Raw genomic sequence first — 25,682 nt, 5'->3', positions numbered from 1 at the left:
GCGAAAGGAGCTGTCAGGCAGCCCCATGGGCCGAAACCTGGGCTTTTAGGCCCATGCAGCTCCGTCTATCAGGATTCCTGGCCGGGCGACGAGCCTTCCAGGGCGGGGTTTAAGCTTGGCGGTTCTCAAGTCTTGCACTTGTACCTGTAGGAGCCGCCAAGCATCATAATCCCCAGTCGGCTTTGTGCGTGCCAGAGTGTAAGCCAGCCCTTGAGCAGATCGTCCATATCCGTCAGCTCGACGCTGACCGGAGTAACCTGGGTGCCGTTCTCGCTTCTCCGGAGTGTCAGCTCGTGGTTCTTGAGATCCTGAGCGTAGGTGTTCGTCGCAACCTTCCGGTAGCGAGACGTCGAGACCTCACATTTGTTCGGGGACGTTAAGTTGCAGGTATACTGCTTGCCGTCCTTGAACTCGGTATAGGACTTCGTCAGATCGCATTGCCCATCCGGCCGTCCGCCCATGGCGCGGGACTGCCAGATGCCGGGAGAGAAGGGTCCGTAGATTTCTTCTTCCTCTGTGGCGCTGCTGCGCGAGCGTGTCAGCGTCGGCCCCTGAATGGCCTTCTTGACGGTTGCCATCGGCGCACGGGGGATGAAGCCGATCCTCTCGGCCTTCGTGATAATCGCCTCGTCGCAATAGACGAGGGACTTTCCTCCGTTATTCCTCAAGTTCTCGTCATAGCGGAATTCCGTGCGCAGTCTGGAATAGACCTGCTCGGCGACAGATCCGCCGATGGCGAGCCAATCGGCCTGGCGCGTCGCACTGCCGTAGCATTCGGCAACCGGCTTGCCGGCTCTCAGCTGAATCGAGTCGGCTTCACGCCACCCGGCCATGTAGCCGACGCCTGCAAGACAGGCATCGCGCGCAGCACTCCTGAGCTTGCTGTAGCATTGATAATCGTCGGAGATCGACTGATAGGGCTTCAGCCTGTCCTCGGATCGGGCATCGACTCCGGCGCGGATGATTCTCACCTGTTCCACGGGGAAGGTCTGATCGACAAGATGCTCCGCGACGTGCCGGACATCCTCGTAATCACCGGCAGGCACGAGTGCGGCGCCACAGCTCTGCGAGCTGAAAAGGGCCTCGAAGCTGTCCGCCCTGAACAGGCCGCCCATGCCGAACGCGGGATATTGCTGCTTGAGACGCTCCCTGAAAAAGTCCAGAGCCTTCTGGGCGATCTCAGGATCCTCATAATAACAGATATCGCCATTCGCAGCCGGATCCTTCAGAGTCAGGATGTAATCGCCGGATGCGTCGTGAGATACACGCTGCTGGAATTCGGCATAACGCTGCTTGGCCTCCTGCTCGGCGATCTTCGCCCTTGCTTCCGCCTCGGCACGTTCCTTGGCGAGAGCGATAACCTGCTCGCGCCCCTTCGCAAGTTCTTTCGGCTCCACCAGGATCGGCAGGTAGCGGAAGGCGACCTGATCGCGGCGCAGCGCTCCCGTCAGGGATTTGAGATCGCTCTCGCTCGCATAGACCGCACCGCATTGACCGCGCTTTGCCGCGATGAAAGCATCCTCGATGGACGAGAGCCTCATCGCAGGGGCCGATTTCATCTCCTCCGTAAGCCGCGCCTGATGCGGCTTCAGAAGCAACTCGTGAGACTCGCGATCGCCCTCAGCAACAGCCAAGCACATATCCGCCGCATCGTTCTTCAGAACGACAAGAGAGAAGCCCTTGAGTGACCCGTCCTCTATTCCTTTCTCGATCTCAAGCGTACGGGCAGCCTCCGCCTGCAGAACGGCATTCACGTCCTGATCGGTGATCGCGGCCATGGACTTGAACAGCCCGCCATCAACAGCCTTCAGGATCGCAGCCGTGTCAGAAGAAGAATCCGATTGCTGCAGCAACCCGCGCGTGATGACGATCAGGTCGTAACCGCCCAGGTCGCCTGCATTGCAGCGCGACAATGGGAAAGCGAGCTGCTGGCCTGTCGAGTCCAAGCGTGTGTTGACGAGCTTCACGAAGTTCTTCTCGGGCGCACCGTCATGAGGTTGGCAGATGCTCGATTTGCCGCCCTCGAAGACGAGATCGCCCTTCATGTTCTTCACGAGCGAGGGCGCCTTGCCGCTGTCGTTGTAGAGAACGATGACGTCGTTCGACCCTCCCTCCATGACGAAACGATTGCCGGGGGTCGTCGCATTGAGAACCGTGACGGCGCCTTCGGTTGTCTCCCTGATCGCCTTGAAGTTCGAGGCGAAGCGTTCGAGAGTAACCATCTCGGGATTGGCCCTCACCTTCTCGACATCGCCCAGAAGCTCCGTCAGCGCGGCAACATTCTTTGCCGGCAGCGCCAGCGCGGATTTCTCTTTGGCGTAGGATTCAGCCTCAGCCACCGTTTCGAGAAGCTGCCGCTTGCGTGCTTGCTGCGACATGTAGCCGTTGATGCGGCCAGTAAGGTCGGCATATTGCTTTGCAAGGTCGTCAAGGCGCGCCGTCACGCCCTGATTGCCGCCGGCGCCGGGCTGCGCGCTTTTCTGAAGCAGGCGCTGCGCCGTCTCGTCCGACAGAATTCCATCGGCAGTGATGTTTTCCGCCGTCTGGAAATTGCTGATCGCGGTGCGCATTCCAGCACCATAAATTCCGTCCGCCTTCTCCGTTGTCGGGATGTATCCCAGATCCTGAAGAAGCTTCTGGAGCTGAACATGCTCGTCCAGGGAGCGGCTCGTCTCTTCGCGCGCGGAAACCGGGGCGGATTGCGCCATCTGGGCCTGCCATTGATCGCGCTGACGACGGTATTCGGCGGCGACGCACGGGATGGCCTTCTTCATGGCCGCGTTCGGGACCGTTCCCTTCTCAGGGATGCCGCAGGTCTGGAGGACCGATTGCGTGAAGGCGACGGCCTCCTGCTTCAAGGTGTTGCGCTGGTCCGACGCGCTGAAGCGAAGCACGTAATAGGGACGCAGCAGATCGACATCCAGACGGCTCAGTTCCTTGTTGGAGCAGATGATCTTTCCGAGAGGGTCTTTGGCCTTGGCGCAATCATAGGTCGGGCCGATCGCGAGTTGTGCCCGGTCGACCGAGAAGGCGGGCGGCGGCTCCTGCAAGGTCTCCGTGTACTTCGCCTGCAGGACGCTGAAATCGTCGTGGATCTCCTGCGGAATCTCGCTCGACAGCTTCTGCTCGGCGGTCGAGCGTGCCGTGTTGAGATTGTCCAGCGCGGTCAAACGCGCGTTCTCAGCTTCTGCGAAACCTGCAAGCGCCTTGTAGTCGCCACGGATTGCCTCGACATCACCCGCCGATAGCGTCGCCTTGGGACCCATGGCGGATGAAATCCGCTTCGCGAGCTTTTGAGCTTCCGCGCGAACGCTTTCCGAGCGCGAGGATTGAAGATTGTCCACGCTGCCGCGCAGAGCGGTCAGGTCCGCGATCAGACGCTGGCGCTCGGCCTGTCGATAGCGCTGCTGTCGACCGGCATCGGTTTCCACATCCACCAGCAGGAACGCCCCATTCGAAAAATAGAGATCGATGGCTGTGCGTGCGTCGATCACCTGCGCGATACCCGCGCTGTCCACTTGCCCGAAAGTCTGATTGCAGGTCGAGACAACGGTTGCGCCGTTTTCATCCAATGCGTTGCAGCGGTAATTGGCTTTCAGATTGCTCGGCTCGAATCTGGCGCATTCGTTGCCGATGGGAGCCAAACGGGTATCGCTCGGCATCACGCCATTCTGGATCAGTGCAGGAACGGTAACGTTGTGACGTGCCAGCGCTTTCTGTGCGCAATAGAGGCGCATTTCCGGAAGGCCAGCCCATGCTTCCTTCGCCGCTTGCATCTGCGCGGCGGCAATCATTCCGCCGATCAACCCGAAAACACCTGCCGCGTTGGACTGAGCCTGAGCGGATTGCGTCACGGATTGAGACAGCACCGCACCGACAGCAACACTAAGGATAATTTCTTTTTTGAGAATAAACACTCATGCCCCCATACCTGCGTGACACATCGGTCATTCTTCAGGTCATCACTCGGAGGCTGTATATGAATTTATCCTGTCCTGGCCATTGCATAGGTTAAGTCCGTCATCTGCTCCCATGCAAAGAAGAACCGGACCAGACAAGCGATGCGTATCTGCTAGGAACCCATGATGACGCGCGTTCATGCGACAGCGCGCCACGGTGAAGATGCAAAGGCGATCCCTGCGAGAGAGTTGCGCGATCCGAGGATCGCCACCACATTGAGATCTCCCGTCAACAACGAAAGGAGGTGATCCAGTGTCTCATTGTCATAACCTACGGTCCCCGGTTGCCGTGACCTGGATCTTGGCCTCTGCCGAGATTGGTGCGTAACGCACGCTAAGGAACGGCCCTACCGGGCCGTGGAACCGACAATGGAAAGGCCGCCTCTCGGGGCGGCCTTTCTTTTTGCATTTTACGCGCTGAGCAACTTACCGGTCCGTTTGGCCGTGTTGCCCGCCACCTTGGCGAGACGCGCGCCTTGCGTAACGAAACGCAGGGCGATGCGGGCGAAAACCACGCCGTCGGTGGGAGACTTTGCCTGAGCCACCGCGCCGGTATGCGGATCGACGATATCCGCAATCACGTCGCCGGCCTTCACGCGGTCGCCGACTTGCGCCTTGAACACGACGATGCCGGTGGCGGGCGATGGGACGGGCTCGGAAGCAGCAAGTGGCGTCGGTTGGCAGAGAGCCTCCGGAATGGCGGGAGCCTTGCCTTCGATAACGCCACGCAGGGTCATATAGGCAACAAGCGCATCTGCGTCACGCTGGCCCAGCTCATGGCTCACGTCGCGCTCGCCGCGAAATTCGAGGGTCGTGGAATGGCAGCCGAACGGGATCGGATGATCCTTGAAGCGCTCCGCAAGTTCACCCCAGGGACGGCTCAGAGCCTCGTCGAACGGATCATCGCCGGATTCCTCCGCCAGCAGATAGGCCTGCGCGCGAATGAGTGCGGAAAGCGGCGCGAATTCCTCCGCCGAGCCGGTATGCGTGTAGAGATGCTCCACGGCCTCCGAGTCGCAATGCAGGTCGAGAACGATGTCGGCCTCGATGGCAAGCGTCAGCAGCGCCTTCTTCATCACCTCGGTGGGGTTGTTCGTTTCCCACGCGTCGAGTTCGGCGCGAAGCGCCTCGCGGATCACGCGCACATTCGCCTGCGCGTCGGAGGTGAGCTTGCCTTCGATGCGCTCAGCTACCTTCGGCACGAGATAAGGATAGCCGCGATTGAAGTTGATGCCGTCGGCGAAGTTGAAGCGTCCGATGTGGCTGCCCATCACGCGCTGCGCGAGGCCGATGGGATTGGCGGAGGGCACGAGAATGATCTCGCCCTTGATCTTGCCTTCCGCTTCGAGCTTGATCAGCCGCTCGCGCAGATGATGCGCCGCGATCATGCCGGGGATTTCATCCGCATGGAGCGAGGCCTGCACATAAACACGCGGGCGTGCGCCAGCTTCGCCGAAGCGCTGGACGGTGAGCGACAGGCTGGCACCGGGTGCAAGCGGCGAAAGAGCGATCTGTTCTGTTTTCATGGATATTGTCGGCGTGGGCCTTGAGGCGGTTTGTTGAACCATGTTCAAGGCCCGAGGTCAGGCGGCCTTAAGCCGTCCACCCTTGCGACTTGAACACGAAGCGCCCGGGATTCGTAACGAGAGCAGCCAATCCCTGCAAGGCCGGCTCCGCATTCACGATCACGAAGGCCGGCACCTTGCGGGCCCAGGCATCGTGCGGCGCCTTGTGGTCGAACGCCTCCCGGAAGCCGCCGCCCTGCAGGATATCCACCATACGCGGCGCGATACCGCCTGCGATGAACACGCCGTCGGAGGCCTCGAAAGTCAGCGCCATGTCGCCCGCATAGCGGCCGAGCCAGCGCGCGAAGAGATCGAGCGCGGCCTTGGCCATCTCGTCGCCCTCGCGGGCGGCATTGAGCACATCGTTGGGCTTCGTATAGGGGCAATCCACGCAGCGATGGGCGGCAATCGCCTTCGCGATGCGAAACAGCCCCGGCCCGGAGAGAAGCACTTCGGCCGAGACACGCCCGCCGACGCGCTCCAGGTGCGGCCACAAAGCCGCCTCTTGCTCCGTGGACGGCCCGAACTCGATATGCCCTGCCTCGGTCGCCACGATGGCGAGCCTATCCTCGACAGGAACGAGAGCGCCGACGCCGAGGCCGGTGCCGGGGCCGAGCACCACGCGGGCGCCCGCTTCGGCGCGTCCGCTGCCGATGGGGGCGAGATCGCCCTTCTCCTCGCTCAGCACCGTCACGGAGGCCGCAACGGGGGTGTAATCGTTGACGAGGGCCACGCGCTCCAGATTCAGCGCCTTGCCGATGGCCTCGGCGTCGACCACCCAATGGGCATTGGTGAGGCGGATCGCCGGCGCATCCACGCGGGTCGCCACCGCGATCATGGCGGAACGGGGTGCTTCGCCCTTGTAGCCCTCAAGGGCGATCCTGATGGCGCCGACCGGATCCGGCGTATCGGCCGTCAGGGTCCGCGGCAGGAGCTGAACGGGCTCTCCGGGGGCGGGCAGGACGGCGAAGCGGGCATTGGTGCCGCCGATATCCCCGAGCAGAACAGGAAATGCAAACATCGAGAGAGCCTATCGTTTCTTATTCAGGTTCTGGCGGCACCGCTGCCGTCAGAACGCGTCCTCCCAGCTCCGGCTCAAGCGCACGGCGGAGTTGATGAGACCCACCATGGAGTAGGTCTGGGGGAAGTTGCCCCACAACTCGCCGGTCGTGAAGTCGGCATCTTCGGAAAAGAGGCCGAAGGAATTGCGCAAGCTCAAGATGCTCTCGAACAATTCCCTCGCCTCTTCCTTGCGCCCGATGGCGTTCAAGGCATCCACGTACCAGAAGCCGCAGATCATGAAAGCCGTGTGCATGCGCCCGAAATCGTCTTCCACATCATAACGCAGCAGCAGGTCCCCGCGCCTTAAGGTCTTGCCCACCGCATCCACGGTGGCGATGAATCGGGGATCGTCGGGCTTCACGAAGTTCAGCTCGTGGAGAAGCAGCAAGGTTGCATCCAGGTCCTCGCCCCCGAAGGAGGAGACGAAGGTGCCCTTTTCGGGGTTATAGGCCTGCTCGTCGATGATGCGGTGCATCCGGTCGGCATTCTCGCGCCAGAAGGCCACTCGATCCTCACGGCCCATGGCGCCCGCGATCTTGGCGAGGCGGTCGCAAGCCGCCCAGCACATCACGCTCGGAAAAGTGTGAATGGCCGCCTTGGTGCGCAGCTCCCAGGGACCCGCATCGGGCTGGTCGAACACCTCGATGGCGCGGTGCCCCAGCTTCTCCAGATGCGCGAACAGCGCGCGGTTGCCGACGGGACGGATCATGCGCTTGTCGAGGAAGGCGTGCACGGAGGCCAGGACGATGCTGCCATAGGCATCGTTCTGCACCTGCGTATAGGCCGCGTTGCCCACGCGCACCGGGCCCATGCCGCGATAGCCCGCAAGCGCGGTCGCCTCGCGCTCTTCGAGATCGGGCGAGCGCGTGATGCTGAACAGAGGCGGCATGTCCTTCTGGTTGGGGATCGCATCCATGTCGTCGACGATGTTGGTGATGTAGGTGAGGTATTCCTCCATCGTCTTCGTGGTGCCGAGGCGGTTCAGCGCCTGGATCACGAAATAGGCGTCACGCAGCCAGCAATAGCGGTAATCCCAGTTGCGCTGCGTGTGGGGGGCTTCCGGAACGGATGTGGTCAGCGCCGCGACGATGGCGCCCGTCTCCTCGAAGTTGCAGAGCTTCAATGTGATGGCGGCGCGGATCACCGCTTCCTGCCAGTCGAACGGAATGGAAAGCGAGCGCACCCAGTCGCGCCAGAAATCGATGGTGCTGTCGAGGAACTCGCGCGCGGTCGTGTCCGCTTCGGAGCGCAGCGGCTCGTCCTCACCGAAGAAGAACGACATGGGTCGTTCAACAACGAAAGGCCTCTCCTCATGCACATAGGAGATCGGCGCGTCGGTGGTGAGCCGCAGCGAAGAATGCGGGCCGACGAAGCGCAGATGGTTGCTGCCGCGCGTCGTCGTCGGCATGCAGCTGCCCCATTCGTAATGCGGCCGCAGGCGCACGCGAATGCGCGGGCGGCCCTTCAGCGGCGTGACGCGGCGCAGCAGCATCGGCGGACGGAAGGTGCGGTCGAAATGCTTGAAGCGCGGCGCGAAATCCGTGATCTCGATGATGTTGCCATACGAATCCGTCATGCGCGAAACGAGAACGGCCGTGTTCTCGATATAGCTCTGCTCGCAGCTGACCATGCCCACCATGTCGATGGCGAACACGCCCTTCTGCTCCGCATCCGTCTGTCCTTCGGGAGAATCGAGAAGGGTGGAGAATATCGGGTCGCCGTCGAACCGGGGAAAGCAGCTCCAGACGATTTGCGCCCGGCGATCCACCAGGGCCGAGATCATGCAATTGCCGATAACGGCAAGGTCCAACGAACTCATGTGATCAATCATCCACATTGAAAGGAAAGGAGCCATCCGACGCCCATGATGACAGGCAATGTCGCAAGTCAGCAGGCGTTCCCAGGCGAATCTTGGCAATGGTCTCGCCTGCGCCGATGCGCACGGAAAGGCCGTTGCGGGCATTGACCGTCTTGAATCCGTGCTCATCCGTCAAGTCGTCTCCGACAAAGATCGGAATGCGTCCCTTGTACGGCGCCTCATGCATGAACCGCTCGATCACCTTGCCCTTGCCGGCAGCGGAAGGAAGAATTTCCGCAACGGCCTTGCCGTGCTGCAGCCGGTACTCACCACCAAGCGATTCGACCGCCGCATGGGCCATGGCAAGCGCAAAGTCCTTTTCCTGCGGCGCCATGCGCCAATGGACGGCGACCGAGCAACCCTTGTCCTCGATCAGAACGCCCTGCTTGTCGGCAACGGCCTCGCTCAGACGCCCGATCATCCGGCGCAGCTGAGGATGCTCCTCCGGATCGCAGAGATGCAGCTGGCCAGCGATGCGCTGCTCGAGACCATGCAGACCCGCCGTGTCGAATCGGTACGGCAGAAAGCGCGGATCGAGAAAGCTGACCGGCCTGCCGCTGACGATGGCGAGCGCGCCGCCGAGCCTGTCCTGAAGGCGCGCGAGCGTTGCGGGCAGTTCCTGATCGACCACCACCGCATCGGGGCGCTCGACAATGTCGACGAGCGTGCCGTCGAAATCGAGAAAGAGCGCATAGCGTGATCCCGCATCCTCGGGCTGAAGAGATGCGTCAGACATTGGCGGCGGCCCGCTTGCGCCCGGAGGACACCAGACGGCGAATGCGCTGCCGCTTGCGCAGGCGCGAGGCGGCGAGCAGCATCTGCCCGGCCCAGCGATAGACATTGCGCTCCTTCACCTGATCGCGCATGAGGCGCATGCGTTCACGCTGCTCGGGCTGCGGCATGGTGAGCGCGCGGTTGATCGCCAGCCCCATCGCATGGGCGTTATACGGATTGACGATCAGTGCTTCCGACAATTCACGCGAGGCTCCGGCGAAAGCGGAGAGGATGAGCACGCCCTCCTCGTCGTCGCGCGCCGCCACGAATTCCTTCGCCACGAGATTCATGCCGTCGTGAAGGCTCGACACGATGCACAGATCCGCCGCCCTGAACAGCTCGAACACTTCGTCCGGCTCGTGATGACGGACGAGAAGCTTGATCGGCTCATATCCCGGCATGCCGTGCTTCTCGTTGATCTCACGCGCGAGCGCTTCCGCCTCTTCCTGAAGCTGGCGGTAATTCGCGAGTTTGCTGCGTGTGGGCGCGGCCACCTGGACGAAGGCGAAATTGCCTTTCCATTGGGGATTGTCGGTGAGCAGGGCGTCGATAGCCTGCATGCGGTCGAGAATGCCCTTGGTGTAATCGAAACGCTCGATGCCGACGCCGATGCGCATCTCGGGCGGAAGGCCGAGCCGCTCGCGCACGATCCGGCGGCACTCCTCGACGGGCTTCTGTCCTTCGAGCGCCGTCGGCGGCCATTCGATGGAAATGGGATAGGGACGGATCAGCGTTTCCTCGCCGCCATAGGTGACGGAATCGAGCTCCCGGTCGATGCGGCTTTCTACATACGAATCCACCGCATCCAGGAAGTTGTTGCAATGGGCCTGCGTGTGGAAGCCGAGGATCGATGAGCCCAGAAGTCCGTCGATGATTTCCTCACGCCAGGGACAGATGCCGAAGGTTTCCGCATTCGGCCAGGGAATGTGCCAGAAGGTCACGATGGTGGCCTGCGGCAACCGATTGCGGATCATGCGCGGCAGCAATCCGAAATGATAATCCTGCACGAGGATGATCGGGTCCTCGCTCTTGGCTTCCGCCACCACCGCATCCGCGAATTTCTCGTTCACAGAGCGATAATATTGCCAATCCTGCTCGCGGAAGATCGGCCGCACGAAGGCGATGTGGCAGAGCGGCCAGAGACCTTCATTGGCGGCGCCGTAATAATAGCCGTCCTGCTCCTCCTCCGTCAGCCAGACGCGGCGCAGGGTGTAGGTGGGATGGGCTGGCGGCACGGGCACGCGATCATTGGCATCCACCGTCTCGCGATCGGCGGTGCCGCTGCCATGGGCGACCCACGTGCCGCCGCAGGCGCGCACCACAGGCTCGAGCGCGGAAACGAGACCGCTTGCGGGAATCTGCAGGGAGATCCCGCCATCCTTGCCCTGGTTATGGATATAAGGCTCGCGGTTCGAGACCACGATCACCTCCGATCCCGACAGTTCATTGGCCAAAGCGGCCCGCAGCGTATCGGGATTCCAATCCGTGTGAGCCGCGTCGATGGTGCGGCGCGATGATTCCAGCTCCTGGAGCACGTCGCGGATTTCCTGTCCCAGCGGGATGATGTTCTCCTGCTCGGGGTGCCCAGCAGCACCGGCGCGGGCATTGTCCAGCGCCTGCCTGATGGAGGCGAGCCAGCGACGCATGATGAAGGCCGCGATCAGGGCCGCGAGAGCCGCCGCTCCGAAGGCGACGCCGGCCAGCGCCAGGAAGAGATAGTTCCGCGCTTCGCCGCCGCGCTGGTCCGCGTAGCTCAGGTCGTGCAGCACAACGAGGTGGCCGGTTCGTCCGGAAACCTTGAGGGGAAAGGAGCTGACCAGGATATCGCGGCCTTCGCTCGTGATCGTCGAGAAGCTCTCGCTGTCGGACCGTGCGGCTTTCTCGCACGCGAAGGAGGCCGGCATGCCGCGTGTGGGCGAGCGAAGCTCTTCCCCGTCGCAATAGCCGATGGCGAGAACCCGCTCATCGGAGGCGATGCGCTCGAAGAGGCCTGCGAGCCGATCCGTCTCGTTGCGGGTCAGGAGCCCGATCACCTGATCCCTGGCGGAGTTGAACACCAGCCGGGAGCGAAGCTCCACATCCCGCCTGGTCCATTGCTCGACGAAGGACGTGGCGAACGGCAGGACGGCCAGGATGACGATGGCCGCCACGAGCAGCGCGATACCCCCAAAACGAAAGATGATCCTCAAACCTCAATGACCCCAAAACTTGAACACGACTCAAAGAGGCGAAAAGCTAAGTATCGGAAATTTCTCGATATTCTTCATTCCGCCGGAGCATCGGACGGGCGATGCCCGTCCCTGTTATGGGTTTCTTGCCGGAACTTTCCAGGTTCCATCGTCGAGTGGTGAGGTGCGGGAGACAATAAAAAAGCCGCAGCCGGCTTGAAGACCGGCTGCGGCTCTTGAGACAATCGCTCAGGAAGGCTTAGTGCTCGCGGAAGGCGCGGGCGATCTGGTCCTTCATGGGCTTGAAGAAGTACTGGAGCGGGGTCCGCTCGTTGACCTCGACGAAGACTTCCGCCTGCATGCCTGCGATGAGGTGAAGGCCTTCGAGGCGCTTGATCTCCTCCTGCGGCAGTTCCACACGGATCGTATAGAAGGTCACGCCGCTCTGCTGATCGCGGGACACGTCGGCCGAGATGCGGCTGACCTTGCCATGCAGATCCGGCATGTTGCGTGCGTTGGAGGCATGCACCTTCACCGTGGCCTTCTGACCCAACTTCACCTGGTCGATTTCGTGAGGCAGGACCCTGGCCTCGAGCTCGAGCTTGTCGTTCGTCGGAACGATGAGCATGACGGGCTCGGCCGGCGAGATGACGCCACCGATGGTATGCACGTTCAGCTGATGCACGTAGCCGTCGCTGGGCGCACGGATATCGATGCGCTTCAGCTGATCCTCGGCCGCCACGCGGCGCTCCGTGTACTCGGCGATCTTGCTCTGGATCTCGCGCAGTTCGGACATCGCCTCGGCGCGCATCTGCTCGTCGATCTGGATGATCTGGAACTCGGTCTCCGCGATGCGGCCTTCGGCCTGAGCCACGGCCGCAATCAGCTGGCCGCGCTGGCCCTGAATGTCGGCGGCATCACGCTCGAGTGCGTTCAGGCGCGGGAGCTGAACCAAGTTCTTCTGGTAAAGGTCGCGAACGCCCTTCAGCTCATCCACGATCAGCTCGGCCGCACGGACCTTCGCTTCCTGCTGAGCCTTCAGACCGGTGATCTCGTCATGAGACTGGCTGATGCGCTTCTTGAGCTGGTCCTTCTGCGCATCGCGCGCTGCGCGGCGGGCGTCGAAGAGCGTGCGCTCGGACGACATGATCTTCTGGACAGCCGGATCGTTGAGACGGCCTTCGAACTCGGCCGGCGTCTTGACCTGCGACGCGCCATCGCGCTCGGCCTCGAGGCGGGCCTGACGACCGATGAACTCGTCGAGCTGCTTGGTGACCACATGAAGGTTGGCACGGGTCACGGTCTCGTCGAGACGGATCAGGAGATCGCCTTCCTTGACGCGGTCGCCGTCCTTCACCTTCAGCTCGCCGACGATGCCGCCGACGGAGTGCTGGATCTTCTTGACGCTCGAGTCGACGACGAACTGGCCGCCGGCCATGACCGCGCCCGACAGGGTGGATGTTGCCGCCCACAGACCGATCGTGCCTGCGAACAGGGCGATCATCGCAATGCCTGCCTTGGTGGACTGGCGAAGGACCTTCTGGTGGAGCGAAGGTTTCTCGGGCTTTTGTAGGATAAGCATTTAACCAACCTCCCGCAGGCTTCCTGCCTGCGCCTGTGCCGGGGCCTGAGCCTGAGCCGGCTGCACGCGCACCGTGGGTGCCTGCTGCGGCTGCGGTGCGGTGTTGCGTTTCATGACGCTCTGCAGAACTTCGTCGCGCGGGCCGATGGCCTTGATGCGGCCTTCTTCCATGATGGCGACCTGATCCACCTGGCCGAGAGCGGCGGGGCGGTGCGTGATGACCACGACGACGCCGCCGCGCTGCCTGACGGCAAGGATGGCGTTGTTGAGGGCTTCGTCGCCGGCGCCGTCGAGGCTGGCATTCGGCTCGTCGAGAACGACGAGGAACGGGTTGCCGTAGAGGGCGCGGGCAAGGGCGACGCGCTGGCGCTGACCACCCGACAGGGAGGCGCCGCTTTCACCGATCTTGGTGTCGTAGCCGTCCGGCAGATTGAGGATCAGCTCATGCGCACCGGCCGTCTTGGCGGCGGAAATGACATCCTCCGGCTTGGCGTCCGCCTGGAAGCGGGAGATGTTCTCGGCAACGGTGCCTTCGAACAGCTCCACATCCTGCGGCAGGTAGCCGATGTGACGGCCGAGATTGTCCGGCTCCCACTGGTCGAGCGCAGCGCCATCGAGGCGGATCTCGCCGCGCATGGTGGGCCACACGCCGACGAGAGCGCGAGCGAGAGTCGACTTGCCGGATGCGCTGGGGCCGATCAGGCCCAGGCCCTGGCCTGCCTTCAGCGTGAGGGAAGCGCCCTGCACGATCGGGAATTGCGCGCCGGGAGCCGCGACAAAGGCCTCTTCGACCGAGATGGTGGTCTTCGGGCCGGGCAGCGGCATGCGCTGTCCCTGTGCGGGCACCAGCGTCATGATGTGCTGCAGGCGGCGATAGGCCTGGCGGGAAGCGGTGAAGCCCTTCCAGTTCGCCACGGCGATTTCGATCGGTGCGAGAGCGCGGGACATCAGGATCGAGCCGGCGATCATGAGACCGCCCGACATCTGACCTTCGATCACGAGCAGCGCGCCGAGGCCCAGGATGCCCGACTGGAGCACCATGCGGAACACCTTGGCGAAGGCGCTGATGCCGGCCGTCGACTCGCTGGTGGCAAGGCCGTCGTTCACGTGGGTGACGTGAATCTCGTCATAGCGCTTGCCGAGGTGGCCGAGCATGCCGAGGGCGCGGATTGCTTCCGCATTGCGGCGGCTCGTGTCGGCCATGGCCTGACGCTCGGCACCGCTCTTCGTCACCTTGTAGGACGGTTCCTTGCTCTTGGCGTCGGTGTAGATCGTCAGAAGGATGATGCAGACGCCGCCGATGACGGAGAACACACCGATCCAGGGATGGATCATGAAGCAGCCGATGAGGAAGATCGGCATGAAGGGCATATCGAAGAGGGCCGTGGGACCCATGCCCGACAGGAAGCCGCGGATCGTGTCCACGTCGCGGATGGGCTGCATGCTCTCGGTCTGCTTGGCGCCCTTGAGGGGCATGGTCGCGACCAAGTCGAACACGCGCGGCGCCAGGATCTCGTCGAAGCGGGCGCCGATGCGCGCCAGCATCTTGCCACGCAGCATTTCGAGACCGCCCGACAGGGCATAGGCCGCCAGGATGATGAGGGAAAGGCCGATCAGGGTCGGAATGCTGCGGCTGGACAGCACGCGGTCATAGACCTGCAGCATGTAGATGGAGCCGCTCAGCGCCAGGATGTTGACCACGGCAGAGAAGGCGGCCACGCCGGTGAAGGAAGGCAAACACGCTTTAAGAGCGTCTTGGACCTCTGTGCTTTCTTCCCGATTTCTCGATGACTGCTTCATATTCTTCTTTCCATCGATGGGCCGGACAACCGGTACACCGTTAAGTTGCAGTGCCATCACGCACGGTTATATCCTAGCATGATGCTTATCATCTTGCGATGGCCCGTGTGCTCTCTGGGCCGCAGAGATGGATATAGGCGCGGTAATGATTAATCGTGTGCTTCAGCTCACGTGGCGTGTGAGTACCCCCAAAGCTCGCGCTTCCGTTACGACACCCTATTTGTAACCATATTTCATGTGCCGGTGTCAACACTAACTCTCGTTTGTTTTGGCCCTTTTTATGGCACTTCTTCTTCCCCTCTATTTGGAGAGGAGGGTTCCTCTATTGGGCCGGACCAGTAGCGTAACCATATAATGCCCAGTAACTCTTTGGTAAAAAATCATGGTTAAGCATGTATTTCATGAATGAGGTCGCATCATGAACATGCCAAGCTCTTCCCCTCTTACAGCCGTCAGAGAATCAGCCGAGCCCCTCATCCGGATCGATCCGGCGGCGAATGCTGCCCTGGCCGAAGCGATTCGCAGCGCCCGACAGACAGCGCCGACACAACCACTCGGTGATCAGACAAGCGGGCCGGATAAGGCGGTCGCGGCACGCGGCCGATCGGCCTTCCTCGGCCGAACCGCGCTTGCTCTCCTCATCGCCAGCGGCTGGTGCGCCTTTGCTCTGGGAACTCTGTCCAATCGTGACACGGTTGACCGCATGGAAGCCGAGACCGCCCGCAGCCAGGAGATCCTGGCCAAGCTGACGGATGATCTGGCGGCCCTGAAAACCACGATGGCGGCAACGCGCGACGTGGAGCATACGGCCTCCACCTCCTCCGCCGCGGATCAGGCCAAGCTCGCCGCAGCCGTCGAGCGCCTTGCTGTCGCGGTGCAGGAGCCTGCCAAGAAGCTCGCTTCTCTTGAAGAGCGCCTCGGCCGCATGGAAGGGCAGATCACGGAAAGTCTCAACGCTGCGAAATCCGCCAGCGCCGCTTCGGCTTCGGCACCGGACAATACATCGGCCTTCAAGGCCGTGAGGACCGACCCTGTCGACGGTTGGGTTCTGCGCGAAGTGTATAAAGGCTCCGCGCTCGTGGAGAGCCGTAGCCGCGGCCTTTACGAAGTCATGCCCGGCAACGTCATTCCCGGCGTCGGCCGCGTGGAAGCCATCGAGCGGCGCGGCGCGCGCTGGGTGGTCGTGACGGACAAGGGTTTCATCGGCACCTATCGCTGAAACATTCAGCGCGGAATGATGAGCTTGAACCCGTAGACGAGCCCCGCGAACACCGCGAGGCTCACCATATACATGAGCACGAACCAGAGCACGCGCTTCCCACGCGTGTTCTCTTTGCGATGGGTATCGGCCTGCATCAGTGATACCCGTATCCGCCGCCCTGGATTTCCTCGGCGACCTTTCCGCGGAACACGTAATAGGCATAAGCCGTGTAGGCAAAAGTGATCGGCAGCACGATGGCGAAGCCCACCAGCGCGAAGAGCTGCGAGTTCACTGTGTTCGCCGTGTCCCAGATCGTCAGGTTCGGTGGCACGTTGTAGGGAAAGAGGCTGACGCCGAGGCCGAGATAGCCGAGCAGGAACAGCGCGATCGCCAGGAAGAAGGGACGAACGTGACGCCCCTCCTCCAGATCGCGGAAGAGGCGATAAGCCGCGTAGGCGGTGATGAGCGGGATCGGCGCGAGGAACGCGATGTTCGGCCAGGTGAACCAGCGCATCTCGATCTGACGACCGAGGAACGGCGCCCACAGCGACACGATGGCCATGGCGATGATCGTGGCAATGAGAAAACGCACGGCCATGCGGCGTGCCCAGATTTCCAGTTCACCCGTCGTCTTCATCACGCACCATGTGGCGCCCAGCAATCCATAGCCGCAGATGAGGCTGATGCCGGTTGCAACGCTGAAAGGCGTGAGGAAATCGAAGGTGCCGCCGGTGAATTGGCGCCCATCGTTGGCAAAGCCCTGCACGAAGGCGCCGAGTACCATGCCCTGAAAGAAGGTGGCGACAAGCGAGCCGAAGAAGAACGCATTGTCCCAGAGAAATTTCGAACGGTCGGACTTGAAGCGGAACTCGAAGGCCACACCGCGAAAGATCAGCGCGATCAGCATGAGGGTGATAGGCACGTAAAGTGCGGGCATCAGCACCGCATAGGCGATGTGGAACACCGCAAAGAGACCGCCGCCGCCGAGGATGAGCCATGTCTCGTTGCCGTCCCAGATGGGCGCGACGGAGAACATCATGCGGTCGCGCCAGTTCTCGCTGCGCGCGGCCTTGAAGAGAATGCCGACGCCGAGATCGAACCCGTCGACGATCACATACATAGCCACCGCCACCGCGATCAGCCCTGCCCAGATCAGCGGCAGCCAGAAGGCGAGGCCTTCATATTCGTTTCCGAAACCGAACATGCTCCGTCCTCCTATCGCGCAGGCTGGGCCCGACGGCCGGGCCCGCCCTCGATGCCTTCGTCCGGCAGGGAGAACGGACGCTTCGGCTTCTTGGAAACATCGTCGCCGCGAATATCCTCGAGGGGATCCGGCCCGCGCCGCAGGAGCTTGGCGAGATAATACGAGCCGAAGCCGAACACGAAGGCATAAACGACGAAGAAGGTGAGAAGCGATGCGGTCACCGCGCCGGCAGAGACGGGCGACACCGCATCGGCGGTACGCAGCAGCCCATAGACGACGAAAGGCTGCCTGCCGATTTCCGCCGTGAACCATCCGAAGAGCACCGCGCCGAATCCCGATGGCGTCATGATCATCGTGGCGGTGAGGAAGCGCCTGTTGGTGAAGAGCGTGCCCTTCCAGCGCAGGTACAAACTCCACAGCCCGATGCCGAGCATCGCAAAGCCGATGCCGACCATGATGCGGAAGGAGAAGAAGACCGGCCATACGGGCGGGCGATCCTGAGGCGGAACCTCTTTCAAGCCCGGCACCTCGCCGTCGAAGGCGTGCGTGAGAACCCAGCTTCCGATCTTCGGAATGCCGATCTCGTAATGGTTCGTCTCCGCCACCTCATCGGGAATCGCGAAAAGGCGCAGCGGCATGTTGGACATGCGGTCCCAATTGCCTTCGATGGCTGCGAGCTTCGTCGGCTGGTATTTGAGAACGCCAAGGCCATGCAGGTCGCCGATCACGATCTGCACCGGCACGAAGATGGCGGCGAACCACAGGGCCATGGAGAGCGAACGGCGCGAAGCCGCGAGCTTGGCCTCCGGCGCATCGTGCGGATGGCGCAGCAGCATCCAGGCCGACATGCCCGCCACTGCAAACGCGGTGGTGATGTAGCAGCCCATCACCATATGCGCATAGCGCAAGGGGAAGGACGGATTGAACACGATCTCGAACCAGTTCACCGGCACCGCCTTGCCGTTCTCGATGGCAAAGCCCGCAGGCGTCTGCATCCAGGAATTGGCGGAGAGAATCCAGAAGGCGGAAATCAGGGTACCCAAAGCCACCATGCAGGTGGCGAAGAAATGCAGGCGGTCGCCCACCCTCTCCCAGCCGAAGAGCATGATGCCGAGAAAGGCCGCTTCCAGGAAGAAGGCGGTGATCACCTCATAGGCGATGACAGGCCCCAGCACGTTGCCGGTATATTCGGAAAAGCGCGACCAGTTGGTGCCGAACTGATAGCTCATCACGATGCCCGACACGACACCCAGGCCGAAGGACACCGCGAACACCTTCACCCAGAAGCGGAAGAGATTGCGGTAGAGCGGATTGCCCGTGCGAAGCCAGTTGAACTCGAGCGCCGCGAGCCAGCTCGCAAGGCCGATGGTGAAGGCCGGGAAGATGATATGGAACGAAATCGTGAACGCAAACTGGATGCGCGAGAGCATCAGGGCATCGAGTTCCATACCGCTTCCCCTTCAGGCACCGGACCCAGAAGTGGAAGGCACTCCTGGAATCGAATCCGATGCTCTTCTCTAGAAAGGCGCATCGCTGAGCCCGAGGCCCGCGCGATGCGCCGCCGTCCTGCCCTGCTTTTAGGGCGGCAAGCGGCATGCGACCAGGGGTCGGCGGGCTCAAGAGTAATGCATGGAAGGAATAGTTTCTGAACGAATTGGCTTCCATCCCGTGCTGAGGCGCTGCAAGGCTTCAAGTTCCACCGGATCATGACTGCAGAAGATCCGAACGTTGGAACGGTCATCATTCGCCAGCTCACGCAGCCGCTCCTGATTGTGGAGGCGCAGAGGGCGATCCTCCTCCATCATCCGCTGATAGGCGAGAAGGCCCGGCGTGCAGGACGGTTCCTCATCCATCTCATGCCGATGGAAATAAGCATCGCCCGCATTGAGCAGCCATCCCTCCGGCGTGTCGATGGCAATCCCCGCATGGCCCATCGTGTGACCGGGCAGCGGGATCATCAGGATTTCGGGCGGCAGGCCGTCGAGATCGCGCACGGAGCCGAAGCCGAACCATGTTTCTCCGGAAGGATCGTAGAAGCGCCAGTCGCGCACACCGTCCCATTGTTCGGGACGATAGCGGCGGCGATGGATGAAGCCCTGGCGCACCTCGGCCTCCTCCACCTCGGCGCGCAGCACATGCACCCTTGCCTCCGGAAAGTCCTCGAGACCGCCGGCATGATCGAAATCGAGATGCGTGAGCACGATATGGCGCACGTCGCGCGGCGAGAAGCCGAGGCTCTTCACCTGCTCGATCGCCGTGTAGCGATGTTCGAGCTGAATTCGATTCATATGAACGAAAAGCGGGCTCATCCGCTCATAGGGATTTTCCACATCGCGCGAGCCGAAGCCGGTATCGACGAGAACCAATCCGTGCTGGTCCGTTTCGATCAGCTGACAATGGCATACGAGCTTGGCCGTCGGCCCACGGCTCACCCCATCCCAGAACCGGCCTCCCACGGGGCACATGCAGCCGCAATTGAGATGATGAATGCGCATGGAAGGACCTCGCCGCTCGAATGATGCGAGAGCCTAACGCCAAGGGAGAAGGAATGTTCGAAGCGGGAACTACTTGCGGCAGGCGAAGGGCGGGAAGGTGCTCGCCGTTCCCGCATTCATGGCCGCAACCACCATCATGTTGGCGAGCGCCAGTTCTTCCTCGGAGCGCGGGCAGACATCGCCCTTCGTGGTGCAGCCGGATGCGAGAAAGGCTTCATGCCGCCCAAGAAAATCCTGGCTCAGGCCTTTGCCACCCTGTCGCGCGAGAGCGTCGGACCATGCCTTCTTGTAACGGGCGCATTTCACCTCGGGCCAGCTCGGCTCCTGCGCAGCCGCATGACGAGCACCGACCAGGCTCACCAGGATCAGAAAAGCCGTTGCCGCCATCGAACGCCGCATGATTGTCCCCGCTTCCATCGTGGCTGCGGTGGAGCATGAAGACGATAAGCGGTCAAGGGATCAGGCGCGCATCTCCAGCGGACCTGCGTCCCGCCTTCTGCCCGTGGATGCGCGGCGCTTCTTTGCGGGCTTCTTTTGTGCCTCGACCTCGCGGGACAACCGCTCCTGCAGCAAGGTCAGCACCGCGGCTTCCTCCGGCCTCAAGGATGGCAGCTCCTCGCGCAGTTCGGCTTCGATCTCCTTCTTGATCTCAAGAAGCAGGCCGCCTTCGAGATAGCAGGAGAACACCTCCGGATGCACATAGCATTTGCGGCAGATGGTGGGCGTGTTGCCGAGCCGCGCGGAAACTTCCTCGATGGCTGCGCGAATATTCTTCTTCGCCTTGGCCTCGCTGTCGAATTCCTCGAACTCGGAAAGCGCCATGGCGGCGAGCACGGTGCCCGCCCAGGTGCGAAAATCCTTGGCCGTGATGTCACGCCCTGTGATCTGCTTCAGATAATCGTTCACGTCCGAGGACGTGATCGATTGCCGCTCGCCATCATCGTCGAGATATTGGAAGAGATCCTGCCCCGGCAGGTCCTGGCAGGCCTTCACGATCCTCGCGACGCGGCGATCCTTCACCTGCAGCTTCCACGTCTTGCCGCTCTTGCCCTTGAACTGAAAGCGCAACTCGGCTCCCTCGACCTTCACATGCGGATCGCGCAAGGTGGTGAGGCCATAGCTCTTGTTCTGCTTGGCGTAATCCTCGTTGCCGACGCGGATGAGCGTGTTTTCCAGAAGATGCACGACGGTCGCCAGCACCTTCTCGCGCGGCAGGCCGCGCAGGCTCATGTGCTCGTCGATGGTCTTGCGGATGGCGGGCAGGCCCTTGGCGAATTCGAGCATGCGTTCGTATTTCGTGCTCTCGCGGATTTCGCGGAAGGCCGTGTGATAGCGGTATTGCTTGCGCCCTTTCACGTCGCGCCCCGTCGCCTGGATGTGGCCGTTGGCCTTCGTGCAGATCCACACATCCGTATAGGCAGGCGGAATGGCGAGCGACCTGATGCGCTTGAGCGTGGCTTCGTCCGCAACCCGCTTCCCGTCCGGACGCAGATAGGTGAACCCCTTTCCCGATTTCTTGCGGCGGATGCCGGGCTCCTCGTCGGAGACGTAAGTCAGTCCCGCCGTTTCGGCGGCATCGCGGGGATCGACGATGGATTCTAAGGAGGAATGAGGGTCCAGCAACATCATGCGCCTTGCAAGAGGAGGTGCACATCAACCGGACTGTGCCATGCCCGGTTCCCTTCGCGACGCTGGCGCATCCTTGGCCGCGCGGTTCTCCTGCCGGTCGTTGCGGATCTTCAAAGCGAGAATGGTGCCGCTCAAACACAAGCTCAGCAGGTTGAAGACGATGAGCGGCATGGCCCCGATCATGAAGCCGTAAGCCGACCACAGGATGAAGGCGGTCACGGTCACCATATACATGCGCTTGGAGATCGCCGCCGTGTCGCGCTCCCGCCAGGCTTTCAGCACCTGCGGCACGAAGCTCGCTGTCGAGAGAATTCCCGCGACCGTCGCCAGGATCGTCGGCAACCATTCACCCATTCCCGCCTCCTTTCCAGGCGGATGCAACGGGCTCACGAAACGGGTTGTTCCCTGAAAAGGCTCATGATCGCTGCTTGAGATTCTCGATCCTGAACATCTTTTCGCTCAAAACCGGTTCCCACTTTCGCATTCGATGCTCTAGATAAGCTCCGCCGTTGCATCAAAGGTTTCCCTTGTCCGATCCTTCTTCCCTTCAAGGCCGCAAGCTCGTCTTCATCGTTACCGAGGACTGGTTCTTCGCCTCCCATTTCCTGCCCATGGTGCGGGCCGCTCGCGAGATCGGCCTCGACGTCGCAGTGATCACCCGCGTGCGTTCGCACCGCGAGATCATCGAGGCGACAGGCGCGCGCGTCATTCCGCTCCAAGCCGAGCGGCGCAGCATCAACCCCATGACGGCAGGCTATGCGGCGGGGCAGCTTGCTGCGATTCTTAAAGATGAGAAGGCGGATATCGTCCATTGCATCGCGCTCAGGAGCATTCTCGTGGGCGGCTTCGCGGCAACGCTCGCAGGCATTGACCGGCGCGTTTATGCGCTCACGGGCAGCGGCTTCCTCGGCGCCCGCACGGACCGGGTCGCGCGCCTCGCTCAGCGCGCCGTGCGGCTCGTGGTGCGCGGGCTGCACACCTCAAAAACGCGCTATCTCTTCGAGAACACGGACGACCCCAAGCTCCTCGGCCTCGATCCTCAGGCTACAAACGTGACCGTCGTCGGCGGCGCGGGCATCGATCCCGATCTGCTCAAGCCCGCTCCCCTGCCCTCCCAGCCGCCGCTGAAGGTGGCGCTCGTCGCGCGCATGCTGTGGTCGAAGGGCGTGGACCTCGCTGTCGAAGCCGTGAAGGCAGCCCGCGCGAAAGGGGCCGCTATCGAATTGTCGCTCTATGGCGCGCCGGACCCATCCAACCCGAAGGCCATTCCGGAAGAGACCCTGAAGGCCTGGAGCGCTGAGCCCGGCATCACCTGGCATGGCGCAACCAGGGACGTTGCGGCCGTCTGGCGCGATCATCACGTGGCCTGCCTGCCGTCGCGCGGCGGCGAAGGCCTGCCGCGCACGTTGCTGGAAGCGGCCGCCTGCGGCCGCGCCATCGTGACCACCGACGTTCCCGGCTGCAACACTCTCGTTCGCGATGGCGTGGAGGGGCGCGTGGTGCCCGACAACGATTCGGCAGCGCTTGCCGAGGCCCTCTTATCACTCGCCAACGCGCCGGAACGTGTGGCGCAGATGGGCGAAGCGGCGCGCACGCGCGTTCTCGACGGGTTCACGGAACGTGACGTGATGGAAGGCGTCAAACGGCTTTACGTCGCGATGCTCAAGCCATGATCACGGACGCCAAAACCTTCATCCGCGCCGAGACCCGGCTTCTGCCGGTGCCGCATACGCCGGAGATCCTCCTGCATGTTGCGGACGAAGCCACGGAGCTGTGGCAGCGCACGGAAGAAGAGCTCGGCGAGATCGGCCTGCCGCCACCTTTCTGGGCCTTCGCCTGGGCCGGAGGGCAGGCCCTCTCCCGCTACATCCTCGATCATCCCGAGACCGTTCGCGGGCGGCGCGTGCTCGATTTCGCATCCGGCTCCGGCCTCGTCGCCATCGCGGCCATGAAGGCGGGCGCGGCCGAGGTGACCGCTTGCGACATCGATAAATTCGCCATCGCCGCGATCGAGCTCAACGCGGAGGCGAACGGGGTCAGCGTCACGCCGACGCGCGCCGACCTGATCGGCGAAGACCAGGGCTGGGATACGGTTCTTGCCGGGGACATATGCTACGAGCGCGATCTTGCCGAGCGGGTGACGGATTGGCTCTTTGCTCTGAGCCGTCGAGGTGCCACGGTGCTGATCGGCGATCCAGGCCGGAGCTATCTGCCCCAGGAGCGGCTGGAACGGCTTGCGCTCTATGAGGTTCCGGTGACACGCACCCTGGAAGATGCGGAGATCAAGAAGACCAGCGTCTGGCAATTTCGCCAACAATAGCTGACGTAACGGCATGATATTTTGCCGATCTGCAAATTTGTTGTGACCCTATTGCCGAAATGCCCCTTTAAATATGTAGCTATATAACATATATGTGATCGCAAGACGGGTGATTGGAAACCCACCCTAACTCTCGTTTCCATCCAGATTTTCATTCCAGGGCCGTGTCTTGACTCAGACCGTCGTCCAGCAACCGACTTCGAAAGCAGCCCTGATTTCCGTCAGCCTCGCTCATGCGGAAAACCTCTGCCGCGCCAACCGGGCCCGGCTGACCCCCATCCGCCGCCGGGTTCTCGAAACCCTTCACAATTCGAACCGGCCACTGGGAGCCTACGATCTCGCCGCCGCCCTGGCACCGCAGGGCCGCCGCATGGCCCCGATCACGGTCTATCGCGCCCTGGAGTTCCTCATCGAGCAAGGCTTGGCCCACCGCCTGGCCAGCCTCAATGCCTATGTGGCCAGCAGCCAGGCCAATGACGGACGCGGCACCGCCGCTTTCCTGATCTGCGAGGCTTGCGGCAGTGTGAGCGAGGTCTCCTCGCCGGAACTCCATGACGCGGTCTCGAACCTCCACAAGAGCCATAGCTTCTCGCCGCGCGCCAGGCTCCTGGAGCTCACCGGCCGCTGCGCCCATTGCTGATTCCCGACCGCGTCTGACGGGTTGTTGAGCATGCCGCGCTTGACGGAATGGGCTTTTGCCATCAGCTAAACGGCAGCGGCATGAATCCGTCGCCGCCGTGGATCGCAGCATGTCCCTGACCCCCTCTTCCGACACCATCTCCCAAGAGAGCCTTGCAGGCCCAAGCCCGCGCCACCGCACGGTTGGCGTGAAGGTCGGCTCGGTCATGGTTGGCGGCGGTGCTCCGATCGTGGTCCAGTCGATGACCAACACGGACACGGCGGATGTGGATTCCACCGTAGCCCAGGTCGCAGCACTCGCCCGCGCCGGCTCGGAACTCGTACGCATCACGGTGGACCGGGACGAGGCCGCAGCTGCCGTGCCGAAGATCCGCGAGCGCCTCGACCGTCTCGGGATCGATGTGCCGCTCGTCGGCGACTTCCATTATATCGGCCACCAGCTGCTCGCCGATCATCCGGCCTGCGCCGAGGCCTTGGCCAAGTACCGCATCAATCCCGGCAATGTGGGCTTCAAGGAAAAGAAGGACCGGCAGTTCGGCGCCATCGTCGAAATGGCGATCAAGCACGGCAAGGCCGTGCGTATCGGCGCGAACTGGGGCTCCCTCGACCAGGAACTCCTGACCCACCTGATGAATGAGAATGCGGCCTCCGCCGCCCCGCGCGACATGCGCTGGGTGACCCGCGAGGCCATGATCCAGTCTGCCCTTCTCTCCGCCGCCCGCGCGGAGGAGATCGGCCTGGGCAAGGATCGCATCATCTTGTCCGCCAAGGTTTCCGCGGTGCAAGACCTCATCGCCGTTTATCAGGAACTGGCCCGCCGCTCCGATTACGCCATCCATCTCGGCCTTACCGAGGCCGGCATGGGCACGAAGGGCATCGTCGCTTCTTCGGCTGCCATCGGCATCCTGCTGCAGCAGGGTATCGGCGACACGATCCGCTATTCCCTGACGCCGGAGCCGGGCGGCGACCGTACGATCGAGGTGAAGACGGCGCAGGAACTGCTCCAGACCATGGGTTTCCGCACCTTCGTGCCGCTGGTGGCCGCCTGTCCCGGTTGCGGACGTACCACCTCCTCCGTGTTCCAGGAGCTGGCGCGCGACATCCAGAACTGGATTTCCACCTCCATGCCCGAATGGCGGCGCACCCATCCCGGTGTCGAGAACCTCAATGTGGCCGTGATGGGCTGCATCGTGAACGGCCCGGGCGAGTCGAAGCACGCCCATATCGGCATCTCGCTGCCGGGAACGGGCGAGCAGCCCGCCGCCCCCGTCTTCATCGACGGCAAGAAAGCAATGACGTTGCGCGGCGCGACCCTCGCCCAGGACTTCCAGAAGATCGTTCTCGACTATATCGAGAAGAATTATGGGCAGGCCGGGCGCGACGCCGCCGAATGAGGCCAATGGAACCCTGAAAGAAATTCCGTTTT

Annotated in this window: 20 protein-coding genes; 5 read left to right on the top strand and 15 right to left on the bottom strand. The window is 62.4% G+C overall.

Annotated elements, in window-relative coordinates; all coding sequences use genetic code 11:
- Nucleotides 1-125: 125 nt before the first annotated feature.
- The 8 genes from MJ639_RS09095 to MJ639_RS09060 form a co-directional block, all read right to left on the bottom strand.
- Nucleotides 126-3,917 carry a peptidoglycan-binding protein gene (locus MJ639_RS09095; RefSeq protein ID WP_243370526.1) on the bottom strand — a complete coding sequence of 1,264 codons (3,792 nt, stop codon included), beginning with the start codon at nt 3,915-3,917 and terminating at the stop codon, nt 126-128.
- A gap of 452 nt (nt 3,918-4,369) precedes the next feature.
- Nucleotides 4,370-5,485: a succinylglutamate desuccinylase/aspartoacylase family protein gene (locus MJ639_RS09090; protein WP_243370525.1), complete on the bottom strand. Its 1,116-nt coding sequence runs from the start codon at nt 5,483-5,485 to the stop codon at nt 4,370-4,372.
- A gap of 67 nt (nt 5,486-5,552) precedes the next feature.
- Nucleotides 5,553-6,485, bottom strand: coding sequence for a glucokinase (locus tag MJ639_RS09085; RefSeq protein ID WP_423790778.1), 933 nt, complete (start codon nt 6,483-6,485; stop codon nt 5,553-5,555).
- Between the two features lie 108 nt (nt 6,486-6,593).
- Nucleotides 6,594-8,405 (bottom strand): glycoside hydrolase family 15 protein, encoded by a 1,812-nt coding sequence (locus MJ639_RS09080; protein ID WP_243370521.1) that lies wholly within the window; start codon nt 8,403-8,405, stop codon nt 6,594-6,596.
- Between the two features lie 4 nt (nt 8,406-8,409).
- Complete coding sequence (gene otsB, locus MJ639_RS09075) at nt 8,410-9,180, bottom strand: trehalose-phosphatase (RefSeq protein ID WP_243370519.1); 771 nt, start codon at nt 9,178-9,180, stop codon at nt 8,410-8,412.
- Nucleotides 9,173-11,407: an alpha,alpha-trehalose-phosphate synthase (UDP-forming) gene (locus MJ639_RS09070; protein ID WP_243370517.1), complete on the bottom strand. Its 2,235-nt coding sequence runs from the start codon at nt 11,405-11,407 to the stop codon at nt 9,173-9,175. The genes otsB and MJ639_RS09070 overlap by 8 nt, the downstream gene beginning before the upstream one ends.
- Nucleotides 11,408-11,645: 238 nt before the next feature.
- Nucleotides 11,646-12,968, bottom strand: coding sequence for an HlyD family type I secretion periplasmic adaptor subunit (locus MJ639_RS09065; RefSeq protein ID WP_243370515.1), 1,323 nt, complete (start codon nt 12,966-12,968; stop codon nt 11,646-11,648).
- Nucleotides 12,969-14,768: a type I secretion system permease/ATPase gene (locus MJ639_RS09060; protein WP_243370513.1), complete on the bottom strand. Its 1,800-nt coding sequence runs from the start codon at nt 14,766-14,768 to the stop codon at nt 12,969-12,971.
- A gap of 418 nt (nt 14,769-15,186) precedes the next feature.
- Between MJ639_RS09060 and MJ639_RS09055 the strand changes: the two genes are divergently transcribed.
- Entirely contained in the window at nt 15,187-15,987 is an 801-nt protein-coding gene (locus MJ639_RS09055; RefSeq protein ID WP_243370511.1) for a hypothetical protein, read from the top strand.
- A gap of 5 nt (nt 15,988-15,992) precedes the next feature.
- Here MJ639_RS09055 and MJ639_RS17830 read toward each other — a convergent pair whose 3' ends face one another.
- The 7 genes from MJ639_RS17830 to MJ639_RS09025 form a co-directional block, all read right to left on the bottom strand.
- Nucleotides 15,993-16,124, bottom strand: a complete 132-nt coding sequence (locus MJ639_RS17830; protein ID WP_279306567.1) for a hypothetical protein — start codon at nt 16,122-16,124, stop codon at nt 15,993-15,995.
- Complete coding sequence (gene cydB, locus MJ639_RS09050) at nt 16,124-17,173, bottom strand: cytochrome d ubiquinol oxidase subunit II (RefSeq protein ID WP_243370509.1); 1,050 nt, start codon at nt 17,171-17,173, stop codon at nt 16,124-16,126. Before cydB ends, MJ639_RS17830 begins: the two co-directional genes overlap by 1 nt.
- An 11-nt stretch (nt 17,174-17,184) precedes the next feature.
- Nucleotides 17,185-18,621: a cytochrome ubiquinol oxidase subunit I gene (locus MJ639_RS09045; RefSeq protein WP_243370507.1), complete on the bottom strand. Its 1,437-nt coding sequence runs from the start codon at nt 18,619-18,621 to the stop codon at nt 17,185-17,187.
- A gap of 168 nt (nt 18,622-18,789) precedes the next feature.
- The gene (locus tag MJ639_RS09040) at nt 18,790-19,668 is read right to left on the bottom strand and encodes an MBL fold metallo-hydrolase (protein ID WP_243370505.1); all 879 of its coding nucleotides are present in this window, start codon (nt 19,666-19,668) and stop codon (nt 18,790-18,792) included.
- A 69-nt stretch (nt 19,669-19,737) separates the two neighbouring features.
- On the bottom strand, nt 19,738-20,067 hold the full coding sequence (locus MJ639_RS09035; RefSeq protein WP_243370503.1) for a hypothetical protein: 330 nt from the start codon (nt 20,065-20,067) through the stop codon (nt 19,738-19,740).
- Between the two features lie 60 nt (nt 20,068-20,127).
- Nucleotides 20,128-21,294, bottom strand: coding sequence for a DNA topoisomerase IB (locus MJ639_RS09030; protein WP_423790777.1), 1,167 nt, complete (start codon nt 21,292-21,294; stop codon nt 20,128-20,130).
- 27 nt (nt 21,295-21,321) lie between these two features.
- Nucleotides 21,322-21,651, bottom strand: coding sequence for a SemiSWEET family sugar transporter (locus MJ639_RS09025; protein WP_243370500.1), 330 nt, complete (start codon nt 21,649-21,651; stop codon nt 21,322-21,324).
- A gap of 173 nt (nt 21,652-21,824) precedes the next feature.
- On the opposite strand from MJ639_RS09025, the gene MJ639_RS09020 reads away from it, so the two are divergent.
- The 4 genes from MJ639_RS09020 to ispG all read left to right on the top strand — a co-directional run bounded on the left by MJ639_RS09020 (nt 21,825) and on the right by ispG (nt 25,650).
- Nucleotides 21,825-22,970, top strand: coding sequence for a glycosyltransferase family 4 protein (locus MJ639_RS09020; protein ID WP_243370499.1), 1,146 nt, complete (start codon nt 21,825-21,827; stop codon nt 22,968-22,970).
- A complete protein-coding gene (locus MJ639_RS09015) occupies nt 22,967-23,617 on the top strand; it encodes a class I SAM-dependent methyltransferase (RefSeq protein ID WP_243370497.1) in 651 nt (216 codons plus the stop codon). The genes MJ639_RS09020 and MJ639_RS09015 overlap by 4 nt, the downstream gene beginning before the upstream one ends.
- 169 nt (nt 23,618-23,786) lie before the next feature.
- On the top strand, nt 23,787-24,257 hold the full coding sequence (locus MJ639_RS09010) for a Fur family transcriptional regulator (protein ID WP_243370495.1): 471 nt from the start codon (nt 23,787-23,789) through the stop codon (nt 24,255-24,257).
- A 109-nt stretch (nt 24,258-24,366) separates the two neighbouring features.
- On the top strand, nt 24,367-25,650 hold the full coding sequence (gene ispG, locus MJ639_RS09005; protein WP_243370493.1) for a flavodoxin-dependent (E)-4-hydroxy-3-methylbut-2-enyl-diphosphate synthase: 1,284 nt from the start codon (nt 24,367-24,369) through the stop codon (nt 25,648-25,650).
- Nucleotides 25,651-25,682: the final 32 nt, after the last annotated feature.

The organism is Microvirga solisilvae (assembly GCF_022808595.1).
Lineage (GTDB): Bacteria > Pseudomonadota > Alphaproteobacteria > Rhizobiales > Beijerinckiaceae > Microvirga > Microvirga solisilvae.
This window is presented reverse-complemented; position numbering and strand designations above follow the sequence as displayed.

What these genes read in the sequence shown, in the direction of transcription:
- MJ639_RS09090 (WP_243370525.1), bottom strand. Translation starts at nt 5,485, where the DNA reads ATGAAAACAGAACAGATCGCTCTTTCGCCGCTTGCACCCGGTGCCAGC.
- MJ639_RS09080 (WP_243370521.1), bottom strand. Translation starts at nt 8,405, where the DNA reads ATGAGTTCGTTGGACCTTGCCGTTATCGGCAATTGCATGATCTCGGCC.
- otsB (WP_243370519.1), bottom strand. Translation starts at nt 9,180, where the DNA reads ATGTCTGACGCATCTCTTCAGCCCGAGGATGCGGGATCACGCTATGCG.
- MJ639_RS09065 (WP_243370515.1), bottom strand. Translation starts at nt 12,968, where the DNA reads ATGCTTATCCTACAAAAGCCCGAGAAACCTTCGCTCCACCAGAAGGTC.
- MJ639_RS09060 (WP_243370513.1), bottom strand. Translation starts at nt 14,768, where the DNA reads ATGAAGCAGTCATCGAGAAATCGGGAAGAAAGCACAGAGGTCCAAGAC.
- MJ639_RS09055 (WP_243370511.1), top strand. Translation starts at nt 15,187, where the DNA reads ATGAACATGCCAAGCTCTTCCCCTCTTACAGCCGTCAGAGAATCAGCC.
- MJ639_RS17830 (WP_279306567.1), bottom strand. Translation starts at nt 16,124, where the DNA reads ATGCAGGCCGATACCCATCGCAAAGAGAACACGCGTGGGAAGCGCGTG.
- cydB (WP_243370509.1), bottom strand. Translation starts at nt 17,173, where the DNA reads ATGTTCGGTTTCGGAAACGAATATGAAGGCCTCGCCTTCTGGCTGCCG.
- MJ639_RS09045 (WP_243370507.1), bottom strand. Translation starts at nt 18,621, where the DNA reads ATGGAACTCGATGCCCTGATGCTCTCGCGCATCCAGTTTGCGTTCACG.
- MJ639_RS09040 (WP_243370505.1), bottom strand. Translation starts at nt 19,668, where the DNA reads ATGCGCATTCATCATCTCAATTGCGGCTGCATGTGCCCCGTGGGAGGC.
- MJ639_RS09035 (WP_243370503.1), bottom strand. Translation starts at nt 20,067, where the DNA reads ATGCGGCGTTCGATGGCGGCAACGGCTTTTCTGATCCTGGTGAGCCTG.
- MJ639_RS09030 (WP_423790777.1), bottom strand. Translation starts at nt 21,294, where the DNA reads ATGTTGCTGGACCCTCATTCCTCCTTAGAATCCATCGTCGATCCCCGC.
- MJ639_RS09025 (WP_243370500.1), bottom strand. Translation starts at nt 21,651, where the DNA reads ATGGGTGAATGGTTGCCGACGATCCTGGCGACGGTCGCGGGAATTCTC.
- MJ639_RS09015 (WP_243370497.1), top strand. Translation starts at nt 22,967, where the DNA reads ATGATCACGGACGCCAAAACCTTCATCCGCGCCGAGACCCGGCTTCTG.
- ispG (WP_243370493.1), top strand. Translation starts at nt 24,367, where the DNA reads ATGTCCCTGACCCCCTCTTCCGACACCATCTCCCAAGAGAGCCTTGCA.